General features: G+C 63.8%; 25 protein-coding genes. 9 read left to right on the forward strand and 16 right to left on the reverse strand.

What is annotated here, in order from left to right:
* Positions 1-12: 12 nt before the first annotated feature.
* Entirely contained in the window at positions 13-543 is a 531-nt protein-coding gene (locus tag SK39_RS23455; protein ID WP_016487823.1) for an SRPBCC family protein, read from the forward strand.
* A 44-nt stretch (positions 544-587) separates the two neighbouring features.
* Complete coding sequence (locus SK39_RS23460) at positions 588-1,094, forward strand: type 1 glutamine amidotransferase family protein (RefSeq protein WP_006378996.1); 507 nt, start codon at positions 588-590, stop codon at positions 1,092-1,094.
* Positions 1,095-1,429: 335 nt separating this feature from the next.
* Here the strand turns inward: SK39_RS23460 and SK39_RS23465 are convergent, their stop codons facing one another.
* The 4 genes from SK39_RS23465 to SK39_RS23480 form a co-directional block, all read right to left on the reverse strand.
* The gene (locus SK39_RS23465) at positions 1,430-1,747 is read right to left on the reverse strand and encodes a DMT family transporter (RefSeq protein WP_000539741.1); all 318 of its coding nucleotides are present in this window, start codon (positions 1,745-1,747) and stop codon (positions 1,430-1,432) included.
* Between the two features lie 58 nt (positions 1,748-1,805).
* Positions 1,806-2,069, reverse strand: a complete 264-nt coding sequence (locus tag SK39_RS23470; protein WP_016487824.1) for an EexN family lipoprotein — start codon at positions 2,067-2,069, stop codon at positions 1,806-1,808.
* 32 nt (positions 2,070-2,101) lie between these two features.
* On the reverse strand, positions 2,102-3,007 hold the full coding sequence (locus SK39_RS23475; protein WP_006378999.1) for a LysR family transcriptional regulator: 906 nt from the start codon (positions 3,005-3,007) through the stop codon (positions 2,102-2,104).
* 89 nt (positions 3,008-3,096) lie between these two features.
* Positions 3,097-4,500, reverse strand: coding sequence for an efflux transporter outer membrane subunit (locus SK39_RS23480; protein WP_016487825.1), 1,404 nt, complete (start codon positions 4,498-4,500; stop codon positions 3,097-3,099).
* A 101-nt stretch (positions 4,501-4,601) separates the two neighbouring features.
* Here SK39_RS23480 and SK39_RS27665 point away from each other — a divergent pair, with 101 nt between their 5' ends.
* The 6 genes from SK39_RS27665 (at position 4,602) to SK39_RS23510 (ending at position 9,417) form a co-directional block, all read left to right on the forward strand.
* On the forward strand, positions 4,602-5,090 hold the full coding sequence (locus tag SK39_RS27665; RefSeq protein ID WP_022652185.1) for a TetR family transcriptional regulator: 489 nt from the start codon (positions 4,602-4,604) through the stop codon (positions 5,088-5,090).
* A gap of 15 nt (positions 5,091-5,105) precedes the next feature.
* The gene (locus SK39_RS23490; protein WP_016487830.1) at positions 5,106-5,726 is read left to right on the forward strand and encodes a DUF3313 family protein; all 621 of its coding nucleotides are present in this window, start codon (positions 5,106-5,108) and stop codon (positions 5,724-5,726) included.
* A complete protein-coding gene (locus tag SK39_RS23495; RefSeq protein WP_016487831.1) occupies positions 5,723-6,880 on the forward strand; it encodes an MlaE family ABC transporter permease in 1,158 nt (385 codons plus the stop codon). Before SK39_RS23490 ends, SK39_RS23495 begins: the two co-directional genes overlap by 4 nt.
* A complete protein-coding gene (locus SK39_RS23500) occupies positions 6,877-7,698 on the forward strand; it encodes an ABC transporter ATP-binding protein (RefSeq protein ID WP_016487832.1) in 822 nt (273 codons plus the stop codon). Before SK39_RS23495 ends, SK39_RS23500 begins: the two co-directional genes overlap by 4 nt.
* 91 nt (positions 7,699-7,789) lie before the next feature.
* Positions 7,790-8,719, forward strand: a complete 930-nt coding sequence (locus SK39_RS23505) for an MlaD family protein (RefSeq protein ID WP_016487833.1) — start codon at positions 7,790-7,792, stop codon at positions 8,717-8,719.
* A gap of 92 nt (positions 8,720-8,811) precedes the next feature.
* A complete protein-coding gene (locus SK39_RS23510) occupies positions 8,812-9,417 on the forward strand; it encodes an ABC-type transport auxiliary lipoprotein family protein (RefSeq protein ID WP_223231737.1) in 606 nt (201 codons plus the stop codon).
* 75 nt (positions 9,418-9,492) lie between these two features.
* On the opposite strand, the gene SK39_RS23515 is transcribed toward SK39_RS23510, so the two are convergent.
* The 9 genes from SK39_RS23515 to SK39_RS23555 form a co-directional block, all read right to left on the reverse strand.
* Positions 9,493-11,487, reverse strand: a complete 1,995-nt coding sequence (locus SK39_RS23515) for a relaxase/mobilization nuclease and DUF3363 domain-containing protein (RefSeq protein ID WP_016487835.1) — start codon at positions 11,485-11,487, stop codon at positions 9,493-9,495.
* Positions 11,488-11,935: 448 nt separating this feature from the next.
* Positions 11,936-12,523 (reverse strand): S26 family signal peptidase, encoded by a 588-nt coding sequence (locus SK39_RS23520; RefSeq protein ID WP_006379345.1) that lies wholly within the window; start codon positions 12,521-12,523, stop codon positions 11,936-11,938.
* Complete coding sequence (locus SK39_RS23525) at positions 12,520-13,077, reverse strand: DUF2840 domain-containing protein (RefSeq protein WP_006379346.1); 558 nt, start codon at positions 13,075-13,077, stop codon at positions 12,520-12,522. Before SK39_RS23525 ends, SK39_RS23520 begins: the two co-directional genes overlap by 4 nt.
* Entirely contained in the window at positions 13,074-13,337 is a 264-nt protein-coding gene (locus SK39_RS23530) for a hypothetical protein (protein WP_022652187.1), read from the reverse strand. The genes SK39_RS23525 and SK39_RS23530 overlap by 4 nt, the downstream gene beginning before the upstream one ends.
* Positions 13,334-13,972 (reverse strand): ParA family partition ATPase, encoded by a 639-nt coding sequence (gene parA / locus SK39_RS23535; RefSeq protein WP_003092312.1) that lies wholly within the window; start codon positions 13,970-13,972, stop codon positions 13,334-13,336. The genes SK39_RS23530 and parA overlap by 4 nt, the downstream gene beginning before the upstream one ends.
* 241 nt (positions 13,973-14,213) lie before the next feature.
* A complete protein-coding gene (locus tag SK39_RS23540; protein WP_022580213.1) occupies positions 14,214-15,035 on the reverse strand; it encodes a replication initiator protein A in 822 nt (273 codons plus the stop codon).
* A gap of 50 nt (positions 15,036-15,085) precedes the next feature.
* Complete coding sequence (locus SK39_RS23545; protein ID WP_001247107.1) at positions 15,086-15,370, reverse strand: helix-turn-helix transcriptional regulator; 285 nt, start codon at positions 15,368-15,370, stop codon at positions 15,086-15,088.
* A gap of 111 nt (positions 15,371-15,481) precedes the next feature.
* Entirely contained in the window at positions 15,482-16,252 is a 771-nt protein-coding gene (locus SK39_RS23550; RefSeq protein ID WP_006379424.1) for a DUF2285 domain-containing protein, read from the reverse strand.
* 342 nt (positions 16,253-16,594) lie between these two features.
* Entirely contained in the window at positions 16,595-16,942 is a 348-nt protein-coding gene (locus SK39_RS23555) for a DUF2958 domain-containing protein (protein ID WP_016487838.1), read from the reverse strand.
* 287 nt (positions 16,943-17,229) lie between these two features.
* Between SK39_RS23555 and SK39_RS23560 the strand changes: the two genes are divergently transcribed.
* Positions 17,230-17,523, forward strand: coding sequence for a helix-turn-helix domain-containing protein (locus SK39_RS23560; protein ID WP_006379425.1), 294 nt, complete (start codon positions 17,230-17,232; stop codon positions 17,521-17,523).
* A 312-nt stretch (positions 17,524-17,835) separates the two neighbouring features.
* Here SK39_RS23560 and SK39_RS23565 read toward each other — a convergent pair whose 3' ends face one another.
* From SK39_RS23565 to SK39_RS23575, 3 genes are all read right to left on the reverse strand, one after another.
* Positions 17,836-18,150 carry a DUF736 domain-containing protein gene (locus tag SK39_RS23565; RefSeq protein WP_001273857.1) on the reverse strand — a complete coding sequence of 105 codons (315 nt, stop codon included), beginning with the start codon at positions 18,148-18,150 and terminating at the stop codon, positions 17,836-17,838.
* A gap of 770 nt (positions 18,151-18,920) precedes the next feature.
* Entirely contained in the window at positions 18,921-19,130 is a 210-nt protein-coding gene (locus SK39_RS23570) for a hypothetical protein (protein WP_016487839.1), read from the reverse strand.
* Positions 19,131-19,191: 61 nt separating this feature from the next.
* Complete coding sequence (locus SK39_RS23575) at positions 19,192-21,261, reverse strand: ParB/RepB/Spo0J family partition protein (RefSeq protein ID WP_006379606.1); 2,070 nt, start codon at positions 21,259-21,261, stop codon at positions 19,192-19,194.
* Positions 21,262-21,314 lie beyond the last annotated feature (53 nt).

The following is a 21,314-nucleotide window of genomic DNA, read 5'->3' on the forward strand; positions in this document are numbered from 1 at the left end:
AGGAGCTTCGATATGAGCAAGCAACAGAACGCCATCCTCTGGCCCGAAGGCTACACGCCGGGCTTTACTGAGAATTTCGCCTCTAATGAGATCATCGCCGCCGGCTTGAGCGCGGCCGACGTATGGCCGCTACTCGTCACACCATCGCTGTGGCCAAGCTACTACGCCAACTCGGCTAACGTGCGCTTTCATGGCGGCAAAGGCCCGGTACTGGCCGACGGCGATCGATTTTATTTCGAGACCTTCGGCTTCCCGGTAGAGGGGCAGTGCAACGAGTACGTGGCACCTGCGGATGGGCAACCCGGCCGCGTGGCCTGGCACGGCTGGTCCGGCGAGGAAGGCACAGATACGCGCCTGGATGTGCATCACGCCTGGCTGGTCGAGAACCTGGACGGCGGGCGCGTGCGCATCCTCACGCAGGAAACGCAGAAGGGCAAGCCGGCCGAGGAGCTGCACAACGCCAAACCCAACCCGATGATCAACGGCCATCAGGACTGGCTCGACAGCTTGGTCGAGACAGCGCGCAAAGCCAAGCAGGCGTAATGGTCGCTGGCCGCTTGATCCCAAGCGTCTGAACTGAGAAAACCATGATGGGAACTCCCCTCGAGATTCTGCTGGTTTTGACTTCGCAGGCAACGATGGGCGACGACCCGCGCCTGACCGGCGTGTGGTTCGAGGAACAGTCCACCCCGTACTACGCCTTGGTCGATGCAGGTGCCAATGTGGATATTGCGTCAATCGCCGGCGGCGAGATTCCGGTGGATCCTCATTCCATAGCGAGCGAAGGCATGAACCCGCCGAGCGTGGAATGCTTCCTCGATGACAAGGTGTCGATGGACAAGCTCGAAGGCTCGCTGAAGATCGACAGCATCGCCCCGGAAGGGGGTGCGGTGATGTTCCTGCCCGGCGGCCATGGCACCATGTGGGACTTACCCGGAGCGGGGCGCTCGTCAATCTGCTGTCGGGCGCTTGGGCTGACGGCAGGGTGGTCGCGGCGGCCTGCCACGGCCGAGCCGGACTGGTTAATGTCAAGGAAGCGAATGGCCAGCCGCTGGTTGCCGGCCGTCGCGTCAGCCCCTTTGCCAAACGCATGAGCCGCGAGACTGGGCTACCTGTGGCAGTGAGTTGGGGCATCGACGATCCGCGAATGGCCGAGCACGTGATCGCTGGCAGGTAGATGGGTTTGGTGATTCTTGGCCGCGCCATGCTAGCCAACCCACACTCTTTCTCCACCTTTGCAGGAGCTGAAGGTGGAGCACCCGGAATGGCTGCTCCACCGCCTTACGCGCACTGGCTCGAACTCTCCCGAGGCTGCGGCAAGCTCACCACATATAACGACTAGGAGGAGGTGACCGTGCGAGTTCCCAGAACCCGATCCAGTCTGTGTCGCAGGGTGTCCCAGTGACTACGCTATCAAAGGAGCTAGTACTCAACTCGATAACTTGAGCGTGATAACGCCCAGGATGATCAGCGCCACGCCAAGGTATCGCATCAGGGAGGTTGGGTCGCCATAGAAATGAATTCCGACTAAGAACGTTCCCGCCGCTCCGATACCCGTCCACACCGCATAAGCAGTCCCAATCGGTATCTGACGCTGAGCAAGCCATAGGAAGGCGCCGCTAATTGTCATGAAAGAGACGGCTACTGCGACCCCACTCCAACGCGATGTTGGCTCTTGCGCCATTTTCAGCCCGACCGGCCATCCGATTTCAAACAATCCAGCCAAAACAAGATAGATCCAGCCCATTGCAATTCTCCTTCAAGTTTTTCATATCCGGCATACATACTCCAGCGTGACCACCAGCTTAGAACTTCGGCGGCTCTTTAGGTGTGGTGTAGGGCACATCGCCATCTTCGTAAAAGCGCTTTCGCGTAGCCTCGGCAACCCGGTTACATAGTTGGTCGCCCAGCATAGGACGATCCAACTTGCATTGCTGGCGCAACTTTTTCAGCCGCTCAGGATTGAGCGCTAATTCATCGACCGTCGGAAGGTTGCCTTTATCTGGTTTCCCGGATGGGCTGCAGGCTGCCAGTGTCGAGGAAAGCAATATGAGAGCAATCTTCTTCATGGTTAAGTTTCCTTGGGAGATTGTGTGATGGTTTACCGCCGACTTTTGGCGTCTGGAGATTTGATCGAATGAACGCGTTCCATGAAGCGAGTCAGTATTTCTGACGGCTCGCTGGCCGGTCGTAGCAGATAGGTCGTGAGCATGGGCGAACCTCCAGTCAGCGGCCGTGCGACCACACCCTGTTCCCTGCTGGCAGTAATATGCGCACCTCCTGTGAGGCCTAGTGCAAGTCCCGCCGAAACCAGGACCATCATTAGATCGCTGGAAGTCACGCGTTCGGCAATTAGAGGCTCAATGTCCACGCGACGTAGCACCCGTTCAACTTGCCGAGCATGGCCCTCACACGCCACCGCGTCGCAGAGCACCAGCGGATACCGCAACAGCTCTTCCAGGGGAATCTGTTTGTGGGATAGCAAGGGGTGCCGTGCGGGCACAGCTACCATCAGAGGGTCACTCCACACCGGCACGGCGATGATGCCTTCGCCGACTTCATCCGATTGAGCGAAGCCGAGATCGTACAGTTCGCCACACAATCCCTTGATTTGCTGTGACAAAGGCACTTCGAAGAAGCGAACTTCCACTTCCGGCTCTTCCTGCCGGCAGAGCGCCAACAACGCAGGCAGGCGCGATGGCGTGATTCCATCAGACAATGCAATACGGAGCTGGCAATGAAAGCCATTGGCTGCGGCGTTCACACTGTCGCGCGCCTGCTGCAAAGCTGCGAAGACACGGGGTACGCTCTCAAAGAAGAGTCTGCCTGCACGAGTCAAGCGGGTGCTCCGAGTGGTTCTCGCAAATAGCGCTACGCCCAACTCCTCTTCAAGCTCTTTGATGGCGCGCGACAGCGGCGATGTCTCGATGTGGAGGCGCTCTGCGGCTCGGGCAAAGTGCAGTTCCTCTGCCACCGCTAGAAAGTAGCGCAGATGCCGAATTTCCATGTTCGCATTCCTCCTCACTTAGGCCTCACCACCTTCGCCTTGCGCCACGCTATCTAGCCTTCGCAAGCTGCTCCAGCAAGCTTCCCCGATCAAACAGGTGGGCCGGATAGTGCTTTTGCCAGCACACCCCATTGCACGGCTGTCTCGGCCCGCGTGCGGATCAGCGAAGCCTGCGCTGACATCACCCCCGCCTCAGCCTCGGCCACCACCGTGGCGTCCACTTGTCCCGCCTCAAACAGACGGCGGCTGCGATCGAGCTGACGCTCCGCGACTGCGACCCCCTCGGTCTGATGCTCCAGTGCGGCGTGCTGCGTATGCCAACCGAGGTATGCGTTCTCTACGTCCTGCAATGCACTCAACAAAGTGCGCTCGAACTCCGCGCGCGCAGCTCGGCTGCGCGCCTCTCCGGTCTCGATGCCGGCACGGATCGCGCCACCATCGAAGATCGGCAACGAAACCCCGGCCCCAAGTGAAAAAATGTTGCCGGTAATGCGCGTCCCCGCACTCTCAACGCGCTGCCGTCCGCCGCTCAGGTCCAACACCAGCTTAGGGAAGCGTTCGCCTTCGGCTGCGTTCCAGCGCGCGGTTTCGGCTGCGAACTTCGCTTCGGCGGCGCGCACGTCGGGCCGCTCACTCAGCAGGTCCGCAGGTATGCGTGTCGGTGTCCAATTGGGGGCGGCGAGTGAAGCAAGAGTCGGAGAAGCTGCAGACGCTCCGGGCGTTTGTCCCGCTAGTACATCAAGTGCATGCGTCGCCTCGCCGCGCGCACGCCGAAGTTGCTCTTGCTCCACACGCAGTGCGACGACGCCGGAGCGGGTTCGCTCGATGTCGAAGCCGGTAGCTTGTCCGGCCTCGAACTTCCGTTGTGTCAGCAAGACGAGTCGCTCGGCGGATGCCAGCCGCGCCGTGGCGAGCGCTTCGAGTTCACTGGCTTGGCGCTGCTGCACAGCCGCCGACACTGTTTCAAACGCGACCTGCCAACGCGTGGCAACCCACGCTTGTTCGGCTGCCACCGCATCCAGGCGCGCACCTTCTGCTGCCTGCGAAAGCCGCCCCGACAGGTCTGCCTCCCACGATGCAGACAACGTGGCGCGGCCATCATTGCCGATCGCAACGTTCTCTGAATAGTCGCGTCCTCGAGTTGCCTGCGTGCCCGCGGACAACGAGGGGAGCAGGGAGGCCCGTGCTCGCCGCGTGGCGGCCGAGGCCTCGTCGACGCGCGCGCGCGCAATCGACAGTTCGGTGTTGCGCTCCAGCGCCGCCCGGACTAGGACATTGAGCTGTGGATCGCCGTAGGCCGTCCACCAGTCGACGGGAAGAGTACGGCGGGATGATTTGTCCAGGATGCCTTCACCTCCCTCTTCATTTGAGAAATGGGCCGGTACATCCAGGCGAGGCGGATCGGCAGAGTGCGGAGCATGGCTGCAAGCCGCAAGAAGCATTAGCGGCGAAATCATGGCCATGAGGCGATAGCGTTCAAGAATTTGAGACATGGCAGGTCCTTGCATTCCGAAAAAGTCTTGACGGACTGTTTTACGCCTTCTACTATACCGTCTGGACTGTATATGACTCAAGCTTTTTTTGGAGCACGACCATGCCGCCTCGCGCGAAAACAAAGTTGCCCCCCCCGTCCACCGCCCATAGCAGCACCGATGCGCAGCCCGTTCTCCAGCAAGGAGCCCAGCTAACTCGCGAGCGCATCCTGCAGGCCGCTCGCGAACTGGTGCTGGAGGAAGGCGCCAGTCGTCTGACGCTGGACGCCGTCGTCGTGCGGGCCGGGTTGAGCAAAGGGGCGTTTCTCTATCATTTCAAGACCAAACGCGATTTGTTCGTGACACTGATCGACGAGATGATCCGGGCGTTCGACGCGGTACAAGCCAATCACGAGCGCAGGTTTGCCGGAGATTTGTGGCTCGCGCTCAAGCGGATTCCGATCAGCGCGGCCTCTGCAGCCTGGGCAGGAATCGGGCTACTTGGAAACTTGGGTATCGGCGCCCTCTTGCTAGGCGATCTCGCATCAGTGACGCGCTGGTCTGGCACCGCCCTCATCGCAGCAGGCATTGCCTGTCTTAGTTTCGTTTGATCAAGGAGACCCATTATGAAGAGCAAAACTGCATTGATCCGCGGCGGCATTTTTTTTTGCGTAGCAGCCGCGCTCTCTGGATGCGCGACCAACAGCATGACGCGCTCCGGATTTCTCGGCGACTACGAGAAGTTATCGCCGACACGATACGAGAACGTACTGATGTACCGCGCAGCGGGATTCGAGCCCAAGCGTTATGCCGCTGTCGTGGTGGAAGATGCGCAGATCAAGACCGCCTCGGGTCGCATCGATGGGCTCGATGACGCGCAGCAGCGTGAAGTGCTAGACCATGTGACGAGCGAACTGAAACGCCAGGAAGGCAAAAGTCCCGCCACCCCAGGTGGCACGGGACAGGTTCGGGTGCGTGTAGCGGTCACCGAACTGCAGACACCGAATCGGGCAGTCAATGCAATGACGACCCTGCTGGTTGGACCCGTGACGACGGGCGGTGCCAGCCTAGAGTTCGAAGCAGTCGATGTAAGTACGGGACGACGCGTTGCTGCCGCCAGTTGCTTCGAGCGCGGCAACGTCATTAAAGAGTTCGCCGGTTCGTACACATTGCTGGGTCATGCCAAAGCGGCGATCACGAACTGCATCGAGCGCATCGACAGCGCTTGGCGGGACACGCAGCCATGAGCAACGCTTCACAGGCTTGGCTCCGGCAGGATGCCATGGTCGGCGGTGATCACAAATGGCTGGCGGGTGGCGACTGGACGATAGAGCACTACGCCAGTCTGGCAAAATCCGTGTCCGCCGCCCGCATCAGCCATGCCGAGGGGTACGCCACTCCCTTGCTCGACTGGACGCAAGTCCAGAGACTGGACACCGCCGGCGCGGCTCTGCTGGTGGAAATTCTCGGGCCAGACTCGATACTCGACCGGCCGGAGGCAGCTCCAAATCTGTCCCCGGATCGCCTCGCCCTAATGAAAGCGCTTGCCGCCGCTGCTACCGCTCAGCAGAAGACGGACAAAGCAGCGGTGAGCGGGAATCCTCTGCTCCGCGGTCTGGGACGCATAGGCCTGACCGTGGAACAGGGCTGTCGTGCGTGTCTTGGTCTGGCCGGGTTCGTGGGTCAGATCATCGAAACATGGAGCCGTACCGTTCGTCACCCGCGTCGCTGGCGCACGACCTCGGTGATCGCTCAAATCCAGCGGTCAGCGGTGGACGCCATTCCCATCGTGGCGCTACTGAGCTTCATGGTAGGAATGGTGGTGGCGTTCCTGGGCGCAACGGTGCTGGCCAACTTCGGTGCGAGCATCTTCTCGGTGCATCTGGTCGCCTTCTCGTTCATGCGCGAGTTCGGAGTGCTGCTCCCGGCCATATTGATTGCAGGCCGTACCGCAAGCGCGTATACCGCCCAAATCGGTTCGATGAAGGCAAATGAAGAGATCGATGCGCTTCGCTCCAACGCGCTCGACCCCATCGAGTTGCTGGTGCTGCCACGCGTGCTGGCGCTTCTTGTGTCCTTGCCACTGCTCACATTAGTAGGCATCTTGGCTGGCATTGTGGGCGGCGCCACTGTATGCGCACTGAGCTTGGAGATTCCTCCTGCACAGTTCCTTGCCATCGTGCAGGAAAAAATCGAGGTGCGCCATTTTCTTGTCGGAATGAGCAAGTCCCCGCTCTTCGCGGTGATGATCGCCGCTATCGGCTGCCATGAAGGGTTCAAGGTCGCCGGTAGCGCTGAGTCGGTAGGCGACCACACGACTTCTAGTGTTGTGCAATCAATCTTCATGGTGATCCTGATCGATGCCATCGCTGCACTGTTCTTCATGGAGATGGGCTGGTGAGCGCGGTGAAGGAAGACACCGACAACGGTGTGCGACACGCTATTGAAGTGCGCGGCCTAGACAACAGGTTTGGAACCCAGCAGGTCCATCAGGACCTGGACCTGGACGTGCGACGCGGGGAAATCCTTGGCGTGGTGGGAGGATCAGGCACCGGGAAATCCGTGCTCTTGCGTAGCATCGTCGGGCTGCAGAAGCCGCATTCGGGCGTGGTCCGTATCGGGGGGCGCGACCTACTGCGAGCCCAATGGCTTGCACGCGCGCGTATGGAGCGAAGGTTCGGCATTCTGTTCCAGAAGGGCGCGTTGTATTCATCGCTGACCGTCTTGGAGAACGTCGCTCTTCCTTTAATCGAGCATGTCGGTCTGGCGCGGCCTCTTGCCGAGCGTTTGGCAAGAAGCAAGCTGGGCTTGGTGGGGTTGCCTGCCGGAGCGGGAGACAAATATCCGGCCTCGTTGTCCGGAGGCATGGTGAAACGAGCAGCACTGGCGAGAGCCTTGGCGCTTGATGCGAACATCCTGTTTCTTGACGAACCCACCGCAGGACTGGATCCAATCGGGGCTGCATCTTTCGACCAATTGATTCTGACCCTGCGCAATGCACTGGGTCTCACGGTGTTTCTGGTAACCCACGACCTCGATACGCTGTACACCATATGCGACCGTGTCGCGGTCCTGGCGAACCAGAAGGTACTCATCAACGACGGCATCGAGGCAGTCGAGCGATTCAAGCACCCGTGGATACAGGAATACTTTCACGGCCCCCGTGGCCGTGCGGCCGCACAGGCCACTGGTGCTTCCAGCCAAGAGACGCAGCCATGAAACCCTTCCGCATCTGCATCATTCTTCCGTCGCGCACGCATTGGGCTGGGCGCACGCAATATTTACACTCTGAAAACGAGGTGGTCTGATCATGGAGCCACGTGCCCATCATGTATTCATTGGTCTGTTCGTCGTGCTGCTCGGTGCGATTGGTATCGGCTTCGCGCTCTGGCTCAGCGACACACGTTCCGACCACGATTACCAGTATTACCGGATCATGTTCGATGAGCCAGTGACCGGGCTTACGCCCGGCAGCCAGGTTCAGTACAGCGGAATCACGATTGGCGAAGTCGTTGCACTTTCTCTTTCGCCGCCTGACCCAAGGCGGGCGATAGCGCGCGTGCGTATCAATGCCACCATCCCGGTCCGGCAGGATACCCGCGCTGAATTGGTCATCACGGGAATTACCGGCAACGCGGTGATCGAGTTGAGCGACGGTGGGCCAAACGTGCCATTGCTGGATCGGAAAGAGGACGAGGAACCGTTGATCCTCGCGCCACGTTCGGCGATGGCATCCCTGGTCTCCGGCGAGGGTAACAGCATGACGACACTCAACGGCATCTTGCTGCGCACGCAGGAGTTACTGTCGAAGGAGAATTTGGCTCTTGTGCACCGCAGTCTAGTGAATCTCGAACAGACTACGGGCGCGGTCGCTGACCAGAGGGCCGAGATCGCGACGTTAATCAGCAATCTGACCGAAGCAAGCAGAGAATCGACAGCTGCCGTGCGCCAAGCAAATAGCACTCTTCGCGATGCCAACCTGCTACTAAATAACGATGGTAAGCAAATCATGGTGAACACGCGTGATGCAACGGCATCCCTCGAACGCGCCGCTTTCAGGGTTGAGACGCTACTGCAAAACAATCAGGAATCGCTGAACCAAGGCATGGCCGCCACAGGCCCTGCCATGCACGAACTCCAGCAGGCGCTGGCCAATCTAAACACCGTGCTGCGCCGACTGGATCGCAATCCGGCGCAATACCTGCTCGGTGGAGAGAACATTGAGGAAACCAAGCCGTGAACACTTCCGCCAGGATGATTCCCGTCGCTGCCGCGACTATGACGCTAGTACTCGGCTTGTCCGCGTGCAGTGTGCTTCCCAAAACAGCTCCAATGGTCACCTACAAACTGCCCGACTATCACATCGCCCAGGCGGAGAGTACGCCACGCGCCGTTCCTGGACCTGGGGCGCTGCGCGTCTACGCCCCTGAGAGTAGTCGCGTCCTGGATTCGGAGCGGCTTTTCATTGCGCAGCCCGATGGTCGCTTGTCGGCTTGGCAAGGAGTGCGTTGGGCCGACCCCGCACCGGTGCTGCTACGCGACCGAATCGTCGAAGCCTTCATGCGCGATGGGCGGTCGACTTCGGTGATTACCGATAGCACGCCAATGAGCGCCGATATGGAGTTGCGCAGTACGCTACGGGCGTTCCAGCTCGAATACCGCGGCACTGAAGCGATCGCCGCGGTTCGGGTTCGGCTCGATGTGCAACTGGTCGATCCGGCCAAACGGACTGCTATTGCCAGTAGACGCTTCGAAGCAATCCAAGCTACAGGCAGCAAGCGAGAGGCAGATGTGGTGAGCGCGTTCGGTGTCGCGACGGACGTGTTGGCCGGGCAGATCGTTGAATGGGCAGTTCAGGTCGGGGCAGCGCGTTTGCGAGTTGCACCGGAATCGGCAAGCAACCATGCACCCACAGCGTCGGCGATAAGCACAGACTAGTCGCCTTAACGGAGCACAGAAGCTAGGGCCAGAACGCTGCTCGACACCTTAACTCGGTACGACAGCCTACGGCCCCTATCCAATCCCAGGACCTCGTTGCCGTCCAACCTCCCATGACACACCGCCGCCGCGTACAGTCGCGGCGATCTGCTGCCCCAGTCGTGGCTCGATTATCGGCCGCCAAGGCACCAGACTGAACCCCATGCCGTCATCGAGCAGCGCATAGCGACCGCTGGCGAGAATGACCGAGCGCCGGTAGATGCCGGCTACGCGCTGCCCGTCTGTGACGTGCCGATGCTCCAACCCACTATCGGCGGCAATGTGCTGGGCGGCCTGCGCCAGCTCCCGATTGCGCAGCGTTTCCAGCAGATTCCGGGAGAGAATCACCCGCTGCCCACGCCGCTGGGCCAGCCCCTGTTCTTCGAGGAAGTCGGCGCGCTGCTGCAAGGCTTGCTTGGCATCGCCACCAAAGCCCAGGTCGCCCAATCCCCGGCCGCCGCCGATCAGTTGCTGGTCGAGCCAGGTGGCGCCGATCACGCGGGCCTGCCGCTCGATCGGCAGGTGAGATTTCAGGTCCACGGCCACGCCGCCCAGTCGCTGCGCATCGTACTGGCGCCCACGCTCGGATAGGTCGTCCGGCACTTTCCATAGCCCTTCCGCCACGCGCTCCACGATGCCGGCCCGGCGCAGGGCTTCCAGCCGTCGGACGTGGGCCGCGACGACTTCCTGCGGGTCGCGGCCGGGCTTGGCTCGGCCTTGCTCGATCGCCAGGTGATGATCGGTACGGTACAGGCCATCGCTCGCCAGTGCGGCGATGTTCTTGTCCGCCGCCCGTACCTCGGCGGAACCACGCACCTCCACCACCGCGCCGGTGGGGTAGCTCGCCAGTTCGTCGCGGGCGTTCAAAGCGACGTAGTGGGCCTTGCCGTCCACGCCGTCGATGACCAGATAGCCGCGGTCGTGCAGCTCGTCGGCCAGCCCCTTGGCGGCCACGCGGCCGACGAGGGTACGGCCGTCGTCGGCCGGCTCGAATACCGCCAGCTCGCGCGGCTGGCCGCTCATGGCGCGCTGCATGGTGCGGATGATGTCGCCACGCTCGCCCAGGGCACGCAGGGTCTTCTCAGCGTCGGCATGGATGGCCCAGGTGCTGGGCTGCACCTCGTCGGCCAGGCCGAGCCGCTGCAAGCGTTGCAGCCGGCCGATCAGTAGCAGGCGCTGGCGTTGCAACGTCGGTTCGTTGAAGCGTTCGATCCGCACCCGGTCATCCTCGCCGACCTCGCGCTGCAACGTGCGGTCGAGGCTCGTCCACCGCTCTTGCTTCACCTCGCGCTGCCAGGTCTGCTGGATCTCCAGTTCGGTGCGCGGCCCCAGCCATTCCGTCGCCAGCTCGGCGGCGCGATGGCGGAAGCCGTGGGCGATGTAGTCGCCCGCGATGACGAGGTCTCTGCCGGTATCGTCGCGTCCGCGCACGATCAGGTGCGTGTGCGGGTTGTCGGTGTTCCAGTGATCGACCGCCACCCAATCCAGCCGCGTTCCCAGGTCGGCCTCCATGCGGTTCATCAGGTGCCGGGTGTAGGTGCGCAGGTCGTCCAGCTCGGCTCCGTCTTCCGGGGAAACAATGAAACGGAAATGGTGTCGGTCGTCCTGGCAGCGTTCCTTGAAGGCATCGAGGTCGGCATGGTCGGTCTGCGGCCCGTAGGCACGGCCCGGCTCGCCGTCCCGGCCGGCACCGTCGCGCTCGATGTAGCGCAGGTGCTTGGCGAGCGACTGCGGGCTGGCGTTGCGCTGGTTGACCAGCAGCGTCTTGACGGTCACGCGCCGTGACATGGGTGTCAGCTTTGCACCTGCGAAGCGCGCTGCCGTATGGCCGCGCCCAAGCCGTGAGCCGGGCCGCTGGCCCGCGTGCTGGCCGCTCCCGCCAGCGACAGGACGGCGCACCGCCGACTTGCCGCCGCTGGCTTTGCCAGCCCGCTTGAGCACCTTGGAAACGAAGCTCTGGCCCTGGCCTTTGCCTCGGTTCTTCGGCGCGCCAGGGCGCACCCGGAAATCGTCGTCGCGGCGGTCGGTCATGGCAGCGCCCCTGGCAAGCTCCGGCGTCTCCGGGCGTGCGAAGCACGCGGACATGCCTGCATTGGCGCGGGCCTCGCGCCCCACGCGGCACGGCGGCAAAGCCGCTCCGTGCCGCGCCACCCCCATGTGCAGACAGGCCTTCGACGCGGCCCGGTGCCGCGTCCTTTTGTCTTGCCTTCCGCCTTTGCCCCTCGCTCCCGCTCCGGGCATCGGCGGCCCGGCGGCGCTGCTGCACCAGCAGCCAGCCCGCCGGCGAACACGCCAATGGCCGCAGGCCAGGCGCGTTCGAGGCAAGACGCCTGCACGTTGGACGGCTGCGCCGAAGGCAGCGCGAAGTGCGGTGCGAATGCACCCGCACTGCACGTGCGATGACAAGGCGACGAACAGTAGAACGACATGCCCGATGGCACGATGAGAGGCGCGGCAAAGTGCAGCGAATCGGCGGCCATCATGGACGTGTCTCCAGCCAGATCGGATGCGCAACGCCGATCGCGGTGGATGCACTGACCGGCCCGAAATAGCGGCTGTCGAACGACGCTGGGTTGGTCACGCTCAAGAGGAACAGTTCGCCCGGTTCGAGACGGCGGCAAAGCTGCAAGGATGGCAGCGGTCGGCCCTGCCGGTCGGCAGGCAGGGCGGCGGCCACCGGCACGCCGTCGATGCGAACCTGGCCGGCGACGATGCAGACGTGTTGTGGCGCGACTGCGCCCACACGTTTGAGCAGCGGAACGCGGGTCGGTAGGTAACTGCGCTGCGCAGCCAGCATGGCGGCCCTGTCGGGCAGCGGCACCAGCACGATGCTGTCCACGGACAGCGGACGTGGCCGCGAGGCGGTGCGCGGGTCGAACGGTTCGATGCGATACCAACCGACCGCCACGCTGTCGGACGGGTTGTAGGCCATTCGCGGCAGGGGCTGCACGAACGCAGCCCAGGCCAGCGCAGCGAGGCCGACGGTGGCGAAGCCTGCCAGCACGAGGCGAGTGCGCAGGCGCGAGCGAGGATGCGGCACGGGGCCGGTCGTGGAAATCGTGGTCATGGCAATGCCCTCCCTGCCAGCCAGGCGGCGTGCCGTTCTGTGGTGTATGTGGGTAACGCCGAGCGCGCTGCGAGCCGGTTCGCGAGCGTGCGCCAGTACGCGGGCGATGTGTCTGCGGCTGCGATGCCCAGCGCCTCGATGTCGTCGATGCGTTCCAGCACGGCGCGAACGTTGGCATCGCCTTCGGCGTGCAACAGCAGACGCGCGCCCGGCTGCACGCCGGGGATGCGTTGCACGGCGTCCAGCGGCGTGGCGGTCTGCATCACCATGAGCTGCCAGCGGATCGTGCCGTAGTCGTTGGCCTGCCAACGGATGCGGCACAGAACCGCGTTCGGCAGGAACACGGCGCAGCGCCGCCAGCGGTCGAGCTGGAGCGTGCGCGCCGGTTCGCCGAAGCGCAGGTAGAGCTTGAAGCGGGGTTCGATGTAGGTCAGCGCCACGCGCGTCAGCGGCACGTTGCCGGCCTGGCCGGCGAGTGTCGAAGGCGCCGGCGGCGGTGCAGCCGTGGGCGCACTTGCTTTGGGGGTGTGGGCGGTCGAAGCGGATGCGTTCACGGCGTGCCCTCCGGGGGAAACTCCCGCTCCAGCAGGCTGCGCAGCAGTTCGGCTACGGTCACGCCTCGCGTGAAGGCCGACACCTTGATGCGCGCCCGCATGGCGGGCGTGATGTCAAGCGTCAGTCGAGCGGTGTAGAGGTCGCCTTTCTGCAAGGCATCTGCGTCGCCCTGGCGAATCCACGCTTCGGCGTGCGGATTCGCTGGGGGACGTACACCGATGCCGACGCGCTTGCTGCGTGGTGATGGCTTTCCAGTCATGTCGGCCACCGCAGCAGTTCGTCGGTGAGCGCGGCGATCTCGCGGGCAGCGGCGCTGTCGGGCGCGGTTTCGCGGGCGAGCCGGCCAGCGGCTACGCTGTCGGCAAAGACGATGCGCTGGTGGATCTCCGAGCGCAGCGCGGGCAGCGGCTGTTCGGCCAGCGATTGCCGTGCCTCCCTGCCGATGATGGTGGTGCTGACGCGCCGGTTGATGACGAAGGCCGCGCGTAGCGCTGGCCGGAACACCTGTGCTTCGCGGATCAGTGCGACCATCTCGGCAGAAGCCCATACGTCGTAGGGGCTGGGCTGCACGGGGATCAGCACGCGCTCGGCCGCCAGCAGCGCGGAGCGCGCGAGGGCGGCGATGCGCGGCGGGCCGTCGATGATGATGTGATCGGCCCGCCTGGCGAGTTCTGGCGCTTCCTGATGCAGCGTTTCGCGGGCAAGGCCCACGGCGCTGAACAGACGGGGCAGGCCCTGCTGGCTACGCCGCTGCGTCCAGTCGAGCGATGACCCCTGCGGGTCGGCATCCAGCAGGATGACATGCAGGCCGCGCATCGCCAGTTCGCCGGCGATGTGCGTGGCGAGCGTGGTCTTGCCGACGCCGCCTTTCTGGTTGAGAAACGCGAAGATCATGGCGCGGCCCTCCGAGCTGGAAAGCCGGCCTGGGCGTGCCATTTCGTGGTTGTCCACCGAAACGGCGCGCTTCTACTAAAAGTTATGTATTTCTTGTTAGGTAAGTTAGAGGGAACGCAAACCCGCGCCGTTGTTGGCTTTCCGGCGTTTTCGTACTCCTGATAGCACGAGGGTCGTACTCCTGATAGCACGATACCCGGTACTCCTGATAGCACGAGGCCGTCCACAGGTTCTCCCGCAGTTATCCCCGTGCCGCGTGCGGCACGGGCCGGAAGGTCAGCAGCTCGGTGTTGTCGTCCGGCATCCGCTCGATGCCGAGGACGTAGCCGGGCAACGACTGCCGCGCCACCAGGGCGCGCACGTCGTAGGCGAAGTCCGAGAAGCGGGCCGCGCTGCCGGATTTGCGGTACAGGTGTCGGAAGTCGAATTGCCAGCCGTGCTCCTGCCGCCCGCCATGCTTGCGCACCAGGCGGTACAGCCAGCGTTCGATACCGCCTTTCAAGCGGAAATAGGCCGGGTCGATGGTCAGCACCAGGGCGGCGTCGAGCACGCCGGCATAGAACCAGTCCGGCAAGATCAGCTCGATGCCCAGCGGGGTGCCGCTGGCGTCGGCGAGTTCCTTCCACTCGTTGATCCACGAGAAGCGATGCAAGCGCCTTCCCGTGGTTTCGCGGATGGACGTGGCCACCGTGGTCGATTGCAGCCGGTCGAGGGCGGCCTTCAGGCGCTGGTAGTCGTTGAGGGACGTGCCGCGCCCGATGAAGCGCAAAATCTCGTAAGGCGTGGCGCGTATCCAGCGCGACGGGCGCAGGCCCGCGTCGCGCGCCTCCACGATCTGCGAGGCGGCCCATATCAGCACGTCGGCATCCCATATCGTTGCGATGCCGTGCTCCTGCGTGCCTTCCACGCGAATGGTGACGTTCCCGCTGCGGAAGTCGATCGGCGCCGTGCGCCGCGACTTGGCAAGCGAGAAGAACGGAAAGGCCATCAAGTCCTGGGAATCGCGTGGCGCCATGTCGCCCGGCAGCGCTCGGAACAGATCGAGCTGTTCGCGCTGCGGCAAGGCTTGCCCTGGCGGGCTGGACATGGCGAAGGCCACCCACGCGCCGACGATCAGCGGCCATCACGGTAGTCGCCCGCGTGGCGCTCGGCGTATTCGGGATCGGACGTGGCCTCGTAGCTGCGCTGGTCGGCCCAGGCATCGAGGTCGGACACCGCGTACATGACGCGGCGGCCGAACTTGCGGAACTTGGGGCCGCCGCCGATCACCCGCTGCTTCTCCAGCGTGCGCGGCGACAGCCGCAGGTAGTCGGCGGCTTCGTCGTTTGTCAGGTAGCGTTGAGGCTGCGAGGTCGCAGTGACGGCAGCGGCGGCAGGCCGCGAGGGAGCAGGTCGCATGGGATGTACCTCCATCAAGCCCGGCCACACCACGCGGCCGGATAGAGGCACTCTCAAGAAAGCAAGGCTTCTTGCTAAGGGACGATTCGCACGGGTCGAGAAACGTCCCCCCTAATGCGACGGGAACATTGGAAGCTGCGCTAGTCGGCGGTAGCCGCCGTGCATCAGCTCATCGCCGCGGCGTACCAGCCGCCGCACGCGGGCACGCAATGCACTGTCTTTGTGCCAGTCGGCCGCGACGGCATCCGCGCCGAACAGACCTTCGGCCACTTCGCGCAAAGAGGCTCCCGCGAGGGTCGCGTCGAGCGCTTGCAAGGTATGCAGTTCCAGCAGCGCGGCGGGCGTGGGGCGAGAGCGGGCTGTTGCCACAGGCGCGGCCACGGTTGCGGCAGATAGCGCATCCAGCTTCGCAGCGAGCGTGCGGTAGCGCGCACAGGGCGTGGCGCAGGCGCGTGTGGCGTAGAGATAGGCCGAGCCATCTTCTAGGTCGGGTGCGAGTGCGAGCCGAACGCAGCAGCCTGGCCAATGCGATACAAGCACCAGGCGCTTGCCGTCGTGGGTCAGTTGCTTGCGCCCAGGAATGCGCCAGAACTCGAAGGTATGCGCATCGGGTGGTGGGTCGGCGTCGGGGTATAGCTGCACCACGCCGTCGTGATCGGGGAACCAAGCAGGATGTGCATCGCGCGCATCCAGGCCGGGATCTTCCAGCAGGCGCAGGCCCCAGGCCTGCGCCGCATCTGGCTTGCGACGCCGGCGTAGCCAGTCGCGCCGGTAGCTTGCATTCCTGCGCAAATACTCCCAAGCCAGCGCTGGGCCATCGAGGTGCAGCGTGTAGAGATACGCGGCCGTGGGATACCAGTGTTGGCTGCTGCGGTCAGTCATGGCGAAACCTCCCTGTTTCTGGGAACGTCGCCACAATTCCGCTGTGCGGGAGCTATCGAATCGCCATCAAGTGGTCATCAAACTCGGGTTACGCTTTAACTGCTGGTGTCAAGACAGATTCGCTCCAGTGCATTGCCGAAATCGTCTAAATGCGACGACTGCACCGCCCGGAAATGGGGTGCAGCATTGAACACCGTGCCGAATCTCGCGCCTGGCATCATGACTGTTTTGGTCAGGAGCGCACCACCCTGGTGCAAGCATGCGGATCAAGACTTGCCAGGTCTTGGCTAAGACCGAAATAGTCACAATGCGATACTTTTTGCCTGGTCGCGCTGGAATGCGTCAATCGGTGATCGAACCGTTTTCCTGAGCCAGTCGAACGTATTCCGACAGCGGCCGCGTCGGCTGGAAGTACCGATCTCGTATCACGGGCTGCTTGAGCGGCCCGACGATGGACGCCAGATCGGACAGCTTCACCGTCGCCAGGGCAGGCATCCCGATCCCGAGGTCGATCAGGCCGTAGGCCGTATCGCCATCGGTCGGATCGAGCGCGGCCAATAGCCAGGTCGCATGTGCGTCCGGTGTGAACAGGCGCACCACGGGCAGCGGGTCACATTCCTGGCCTGCGGCGCGGGTGAGGCCGTGGGCCAGTAGGTGCACCCGGTCTTCCTCGGTGACAAGCGTGGTCAAGGCCGCGCCCCTTCCACGAACACACGCAATCGCCGAGGCGCATCTGTGCCTGCGGACGGATGCACGTATGCGCAAGCGCACGAAGCCGCAAAAGCGGAGAGGCACGAAGGCGTATTGGTGGAAGTCAGGAAAGACACGGACGCGGTTCCCTGGGTCTGAGGAAATCCGCAGATGCGGATCTCCGTAAAAGCACGGAAAAGGAAAACATCACCACCAAATGAACACTATAGATTGTAGTCCTATAGGGCGCAATGGGCTGTCATCTTGGTTTTTTGGGGAAACCATAGGTGGCAGCGAAGAACTCATTGGCAGCGGCGATTCGGACGGTAAGGAAGGCGCGTGGTTTGAGCCAGGAAGCGTTCTCCAACGTGTCCAGTCGCACCTACATGAGCACGCTGGAGCGCGACCTGAAAAGCCCAACCATCCAGAAGCTGGCCGATCTGTGCGAGGTCATGGAAGTGCATCCGCTCACGCTGCTCACATTGGCTTATGCCGGTGACAGCACCCGCGAAGCTGATGAATTGCTGGCACAGGTGCGCCAGGAACTCAGGGCGATATTGGAAGAGCCCGACACGCCGTAGCGCGTTGGCGTGTGGTACTGAATTGCAGCAAGCGGAGCGCGCAGCGCCGCAGGCGCGAAGGCGTGAGGGATTGAAGCCGGATGGCCGTGACGGCTTGCCGGCACGGGGCGAAGCCCGAAAGCCCGGCGGCGCTTACAGCGCCGACACGCCACACACCGCTCGTTGACACGGATTGCGAGCCACAAGGCACGCATGCAGGCCCGCGGTGACGGGCGTATCCAGCACGCGGCAGCAGCAGAAATCCTGCGCGTGCGGTGCTGCGATCAGCAGCATCGCGCCCCGCCGCAGTGGGCGGGACGCGGTAAGCGGCTGTCAGGCCGCCTTCGGCTTGTTGCGCGACCAGATCAGGTCGTGCGTGCCGTCCTCGTTCTCGATCAGGCGGGCATAGACCGTCGCCGGGAACGAAGGGTCGTCGATGGATACGGACAGGTATTCCCGCCCGGCCTCGCTGGTCTTCTTCCACGCTGCGCCGACTTCGTGGCCAGCCGCTTGCAGGTGGAAGTCGGGGGCGTTCTCGGTGTCGCCCTTGTCGTTGGGAACCAGCTTGACCTTGACGTTGAGCGTCAGGGTGCGAAGCGTGCCGGTGAAGCCGTCTTTCTCTGCGGTGAAGGTGCCGATGTTAGCCATGATGTTTCTCCTTTCGGGTTGAACAAGGTCGCGCCAGTGCGTCCTTGTTGTGATCCGGCCGGCGGGGGATGGGCTGGTCGCACCGCGCAGCGGTCGCAACAACGTGGAGAACCTGGAAGCGAAAAGAATTTGTCCCGCGAGGAATGCGCGCAGCGCAGGGGAAATTGTTTTCGCTGCAAGGTTGCGGCCATGAAGCCCAAGGCGCAGCCGCGCCACCGCCAGGATTCACAACAAGACAAGGACGCACAGGCCGCCCGCTCCCGAATGGAGACGTGGCCAACTCGGCATCCCCGCGTGACGGCTGCACCGGCTTGCGCCCTGACGCGGGCCAGGTCAATGCCCCGACGACAAGGCCAGAGCGCCCCTGCCGCAGCTCACGGCCACATACTGAGGCGTGGTGTGGAAGCTCCATAGAAGCGAGGCTGGGCGGCGTGTCGGTGAACCGTCTTTCGTGACGTACAGACAACGAACCGCCAGCGTCGGGGACGGCACGCTTTCGTGCAACCTGCCGCAGCAAGCCGGGGCGTAGCCACACCAGCCCCGCCCATTGCGGCGGGGCTCGGTCGAATCGTTGGCGGCGCGATGCGCCGCCACACTTGCTGGCTTCGTGGATTTCGCGCACGAGCGCCCTTGTGCGTGGCCCCATCGCCGCCGACCGAAGGCGGCGATGGGGCTTTTTTTTAGCAGTGAAACCGGGCGCGGCCACCGCCGCGCCCGGAGTTTTCGACCACCGGCCCCAAGGCGGCACGGCTTGGGGCCGGTGCGGCTCGTTATTTCTTGGTTTCGATGATCCACCACACGGCGCGCGGCAAGGCGCGGCCCGTGAGGGGATGCAGATCGGTCAGGTCGGCGCGGGCCGTCCAGCCACGCGGCGGACGGTAGCCGCGCACGTCGCCGTCGCCGTGCCAGCGGCGGGCGCGCACCGTGCCGGAGGCATAGGTCGCAGCCATACGGGGGCGGTTTGCGGGTTGGTGGGTCATGGCAGGCATCCTCAATATGAAGCGCCCCGGCCGGAACCGGGGCGCTATCTACGGTGCGAAGTCACGCGGCCAAAGCCTCGGCCTGCGGCTGGACATCCGCCACGGCGGCCGCTTCTTCCTGTGCTTCGGCTTCGCCATCCGCCGGCGCGTCCTGCCCGGCCTGCTGCGGGCCTTCGGTGCGGAAGATGGCGGGCATCCAGCCGGTGCCAGCGGCGAGCCGTTCGGCTTCGCTGGCAATGTCGCCCTTCTTCAACTTCGCCAGTCGGGTGACGTGCGAGGGCGCGAACCCGCCAACGGCTTCCAGAATCGCGGCCTTCGGCACATGCCGGAAGTAACCCTCATTGGTGGGCTGCCACCACGCGGCCATATCCAGCCCCACGGCCTGCGCCAGTTCCGCGCCGGGCTGGTGCGGCGTGGCGCGAGGCGTCACCACGTCCACCGTGGAAGCTAAGCACACGGCCAGCAGCCGCACCAGTTCATCCTGTGATTTCGCCAGCAGCGCGGCGAACAGTTCGGCGCTGTCCTCCGGCAAGGTTTCGCCTGCCACCTGTTGCAGTTCGCGCAGCGCCACGGCGGCGGGTGATTCCGGCCAGTCCGGGGCCATGCCTTCCAGCCGGTCTTGCACCGTGAGGCGCACGCCCAGCGGCAGGTCGTGGCCGTAGTGGCTTTCCTGCAAGACGGTCTGCACCATGCCATGCACCACGGCGGCCAGCGCGGCTTGCGGATGCCGGGCCACTTCGATTTGCAGCGCGGCGGTACGGTGCGCGCTCAACCGCTGCGCCAGTCGGTCGGACATGGTGGCGGTCTTGGGCTGCTCGTCGTCCTCGCCTTCGTCCTCGTTTGCGGCTTCGCCTTCGCTGCCGAAACCCTGCCGCAGTCGTTCCAGCGTGCGCAGCGCCTTGGCTTCGGCTTCGCGCAGCAGCCCGCGATGAATCGCGGCCTGCCCGTCGCGGTCGATGGTGACGATGGCACCGGCTGCGGCCTTCACATTGGCCGCATAGTCCAGCAAGCCTTCTTCCAGCGCCTGCAACTGCTCGCCCAGGCGTTCGCCTTCTTCCTGCAAGGCATCGGCCTTTTCTTCGTCTTCGTCGTCCAGCGCGGCATCCACGGCTTCGGCCAGTTCGTGCAGCTTGGTTTGCAGCTTCTCGATGCGCTGCGCGTCGCGCTTGTTCGGACTGCGGCGTTCCCTTGGCGCACGCTGGAAGGCTTGCAGATCGGCATGGGTCATGCCCGGCGTGGCATCCACCCACGCCCAGCCCTCGGCCTGCACCTTGGCGGCGATACCTGCCAGCTTGTCCTGCGCCAGCCGTTCCAGCAGTGCGGCATCGGTCAGATACACGCCTTTGTCGCCCTCCGCGAACAGGTCGCGGCGGATGCCACCGCCTTCCTGCTCGTAGCCGTCCAGCCCGACAAAGCGCACCAGCGGATGCCGGTAGGCGTCGATTTCGCGTTCGGTCAGACGGTCGCGCAGGTTGTGCGGGCTGCGCTGCCATGTCGGCGCATCGTAGAACGCGGCTTCCTGCGCGGCGTGGTCGTCGGTGATGGCAAGGGCCATCAACTGGTCAAGGCTCACGGCCTCGGCGCGATAGTCGGCCAGCAGGCGCGGCGAGACGTTGGCGAGTTTCAAGCGGCGCTGCACCACCAGCGGCGTGACGGAAAAATCCGCTGCGATATCCTCGATGCTGCGGCCTTCGGCCACCAGCGCGGCGAACGCCTCGAACTGGTCGGCGGGGTGCATGGCTTCGCGCTGCACGTTCTCGGTCAGGCTGGCCGTGCGTGCGGTGCCATCGGCCACCTGCAGGCAAGGCACCTCCCATTCCTTGCTGATGCGGTGCTTCTTCGCCAGCAGCTTCAACGCTGCGAGGCGACGGCCACCGGCCACGACTTCGTAATGCTCGCCGTCGGCGGCGGCAATCACGATGAGGTTTTGCAGCAGGCCGACACGCTGGATGCTGGCGGCGAGTTCGGGAATGGACATGCGCGGGGTCTTGCGCACGTTGCGGCCAGTGGGGCGCGACACCAGCCGCGACAGCGGAACCAGAATCAGGTTCTTGGTCGGGTCAGCGGCTTCCAGCGGGATAGCGGCGGCGGTGTTGATGGCGCGGGCTTCGGTTTGGGTAACGGCGTTCATGGTGATAACTCCTATCGGTTCAGGAATGCAGCAGCGAAGAAAGCGACAAGGGC

The sequence above is a fragment of the Citrobacter sp. BIDMC107 genome (genome assembly GCF_001037575.1).
In the GTDB taxonomy this organism is placed as follows: domain Bacteria; phylum Pseudomonadota; class Gammaproteobacteria; order Enterobacterales; family Enterobacteriaceae; genus Citrobacter; species Citrobacter freundii.

Bases quoted from the DNA above. Each gene is read 5' to 3' on its own strand.
- SK39_RS23530 (WP_022652187.1), bottom strand. From the start codon at position 13,337: ATGACTGGAAAGCCATCACCACGCAGCAAGCGCGTCGGCATCGGTGTA.
- SK39_RS23460 (WP_006378996.1), top strand. From the start codon at position 588: ATGATGGGAACTCCCCTCGAGATTCTGCTGGTTTTGACTTCGCAGGCA.
- SK39_RS23550 (WP_006379424.1), bottom strand. From the start codon at position 16,252: ATGACTGACCGCAGCAGCCAACACTGGTATCCCACGGCCGCGTATCTC.
- SK39_RS23465 (WP_000539741.1), bottom strand. From the start codon at position 1,747: ATGGGCTGGATCTATCTTGTTTTGGCTGGATTGTTTGAAATCGGATGG.
- SK39_RS23520 (WP_006379345.1), bottom strand. From the start codon at position 12,523: ATGACCACGATTTCCACGACCGGCCCCGTGCCGCATCCTCGCTCGCGC.
- SK39_RS23455 (WP_016487823.1), top strand. From the start codon at position 13: ATGAGCAAGCAACAGAACGCCATCCTCTGGCCCGAAGGCTACACGCCG.
- SK39_RS23490 (WP_016487830.1), top strand. From the start codon at position 5,106: ATGAAGAGCAAAACTGCATTGATCCGCGGCGGCATTTTTTTTTGCGTA.
- SK39_RS23475 (WP_006378999.1), bottom strand. From the start codon at position 3,007: ATGGAAATTCGGCATCTGCGCTACTTTCTAGCGGTGGCAGAGGAACTG.
- SK39_RS23575 (WP_006379606.1), bottom strand. From the start codon at position 21,261: ATGAACGCCGTTACCCAAACCGAAGCCCGCGCCATCAACACCGCCGCC.
- SK39_RS23510 (WP_223231737.1), top strand. From the start codon at position 8,812: ATGGTCACCTACAAACTGCCCGACTATCACATCGCCCAGGCGGAGAGT.
- SK39_RS23565 (WP_001273857.1), bottom strand. From the start codon at position 18,150: ATGGCTAACATCGGCACCTTCACCGCAGAGAAAGACGGCTTCACCGGC.
- SK39_RS23570 (WP_016487839.1), bottom strand. From the start codon at position 19,130: ATGACCCACCAACCCGCAAACCGCCCCCGTATGGCTGCGACCTATGCC.
- parA (WP_003092312.1), bottom strand. From the start codon at position 13,972: ATGATCTTCGCGTTTCTCAACCAGAAAGGCGGCGTCGGCAAGACCACG.
- SK39_RS23515 (WP_016487835.1), bottom strand. From the start codon at position 11,487: ATGACCGACCGCCGCGACGACGATTTCCGGGTGCGCCCTGGCGCGCCG.
- SK39_RS23480 (WP_016487825.1), bottom strand. From the start codon at position 4,500: ATGTCTCAAATTCTTGAACGCTATCGCCTCATGGCCATGATTTCGCCG.
- SK39_RS23545 (WP_001247107.1), bottom strand. From the start codon at position 15,370: ATGCGACCTGCTCCCTCGCGGCCTGCCGCCGCTGCCGTCACTGCGACC.
- SK39_RS23470 (WP_016487824.1), bottom strand. From the start codon at position 2,069: ATGAAGAAGATTGCTCTCATATTGCTTTCCTCGACACTGGCAGCCTGC.
- SK39_RS23495 (WP_016487831.1), top strand. From the start codon at position 5,723: ATGAGCAACGCTTCACAGGCTTGGCTCCGGCAGGATGCCATGGTCGGC.
- SK39_RS23505 (WP_016487833.1), top strand. From the start codon at position 7,790: ATGGAGCCACGTGCCCATCATGTATTCATTGGTCTGTTCGTCGTGCTG.
- SK39_RS27665 (WP_022652185.1), top strand. From the start codon at position 4,602: ATGCCGCCTCGCGCGAAAACAAAGTTGCCCCCCCCGTCCACCGCCCAT.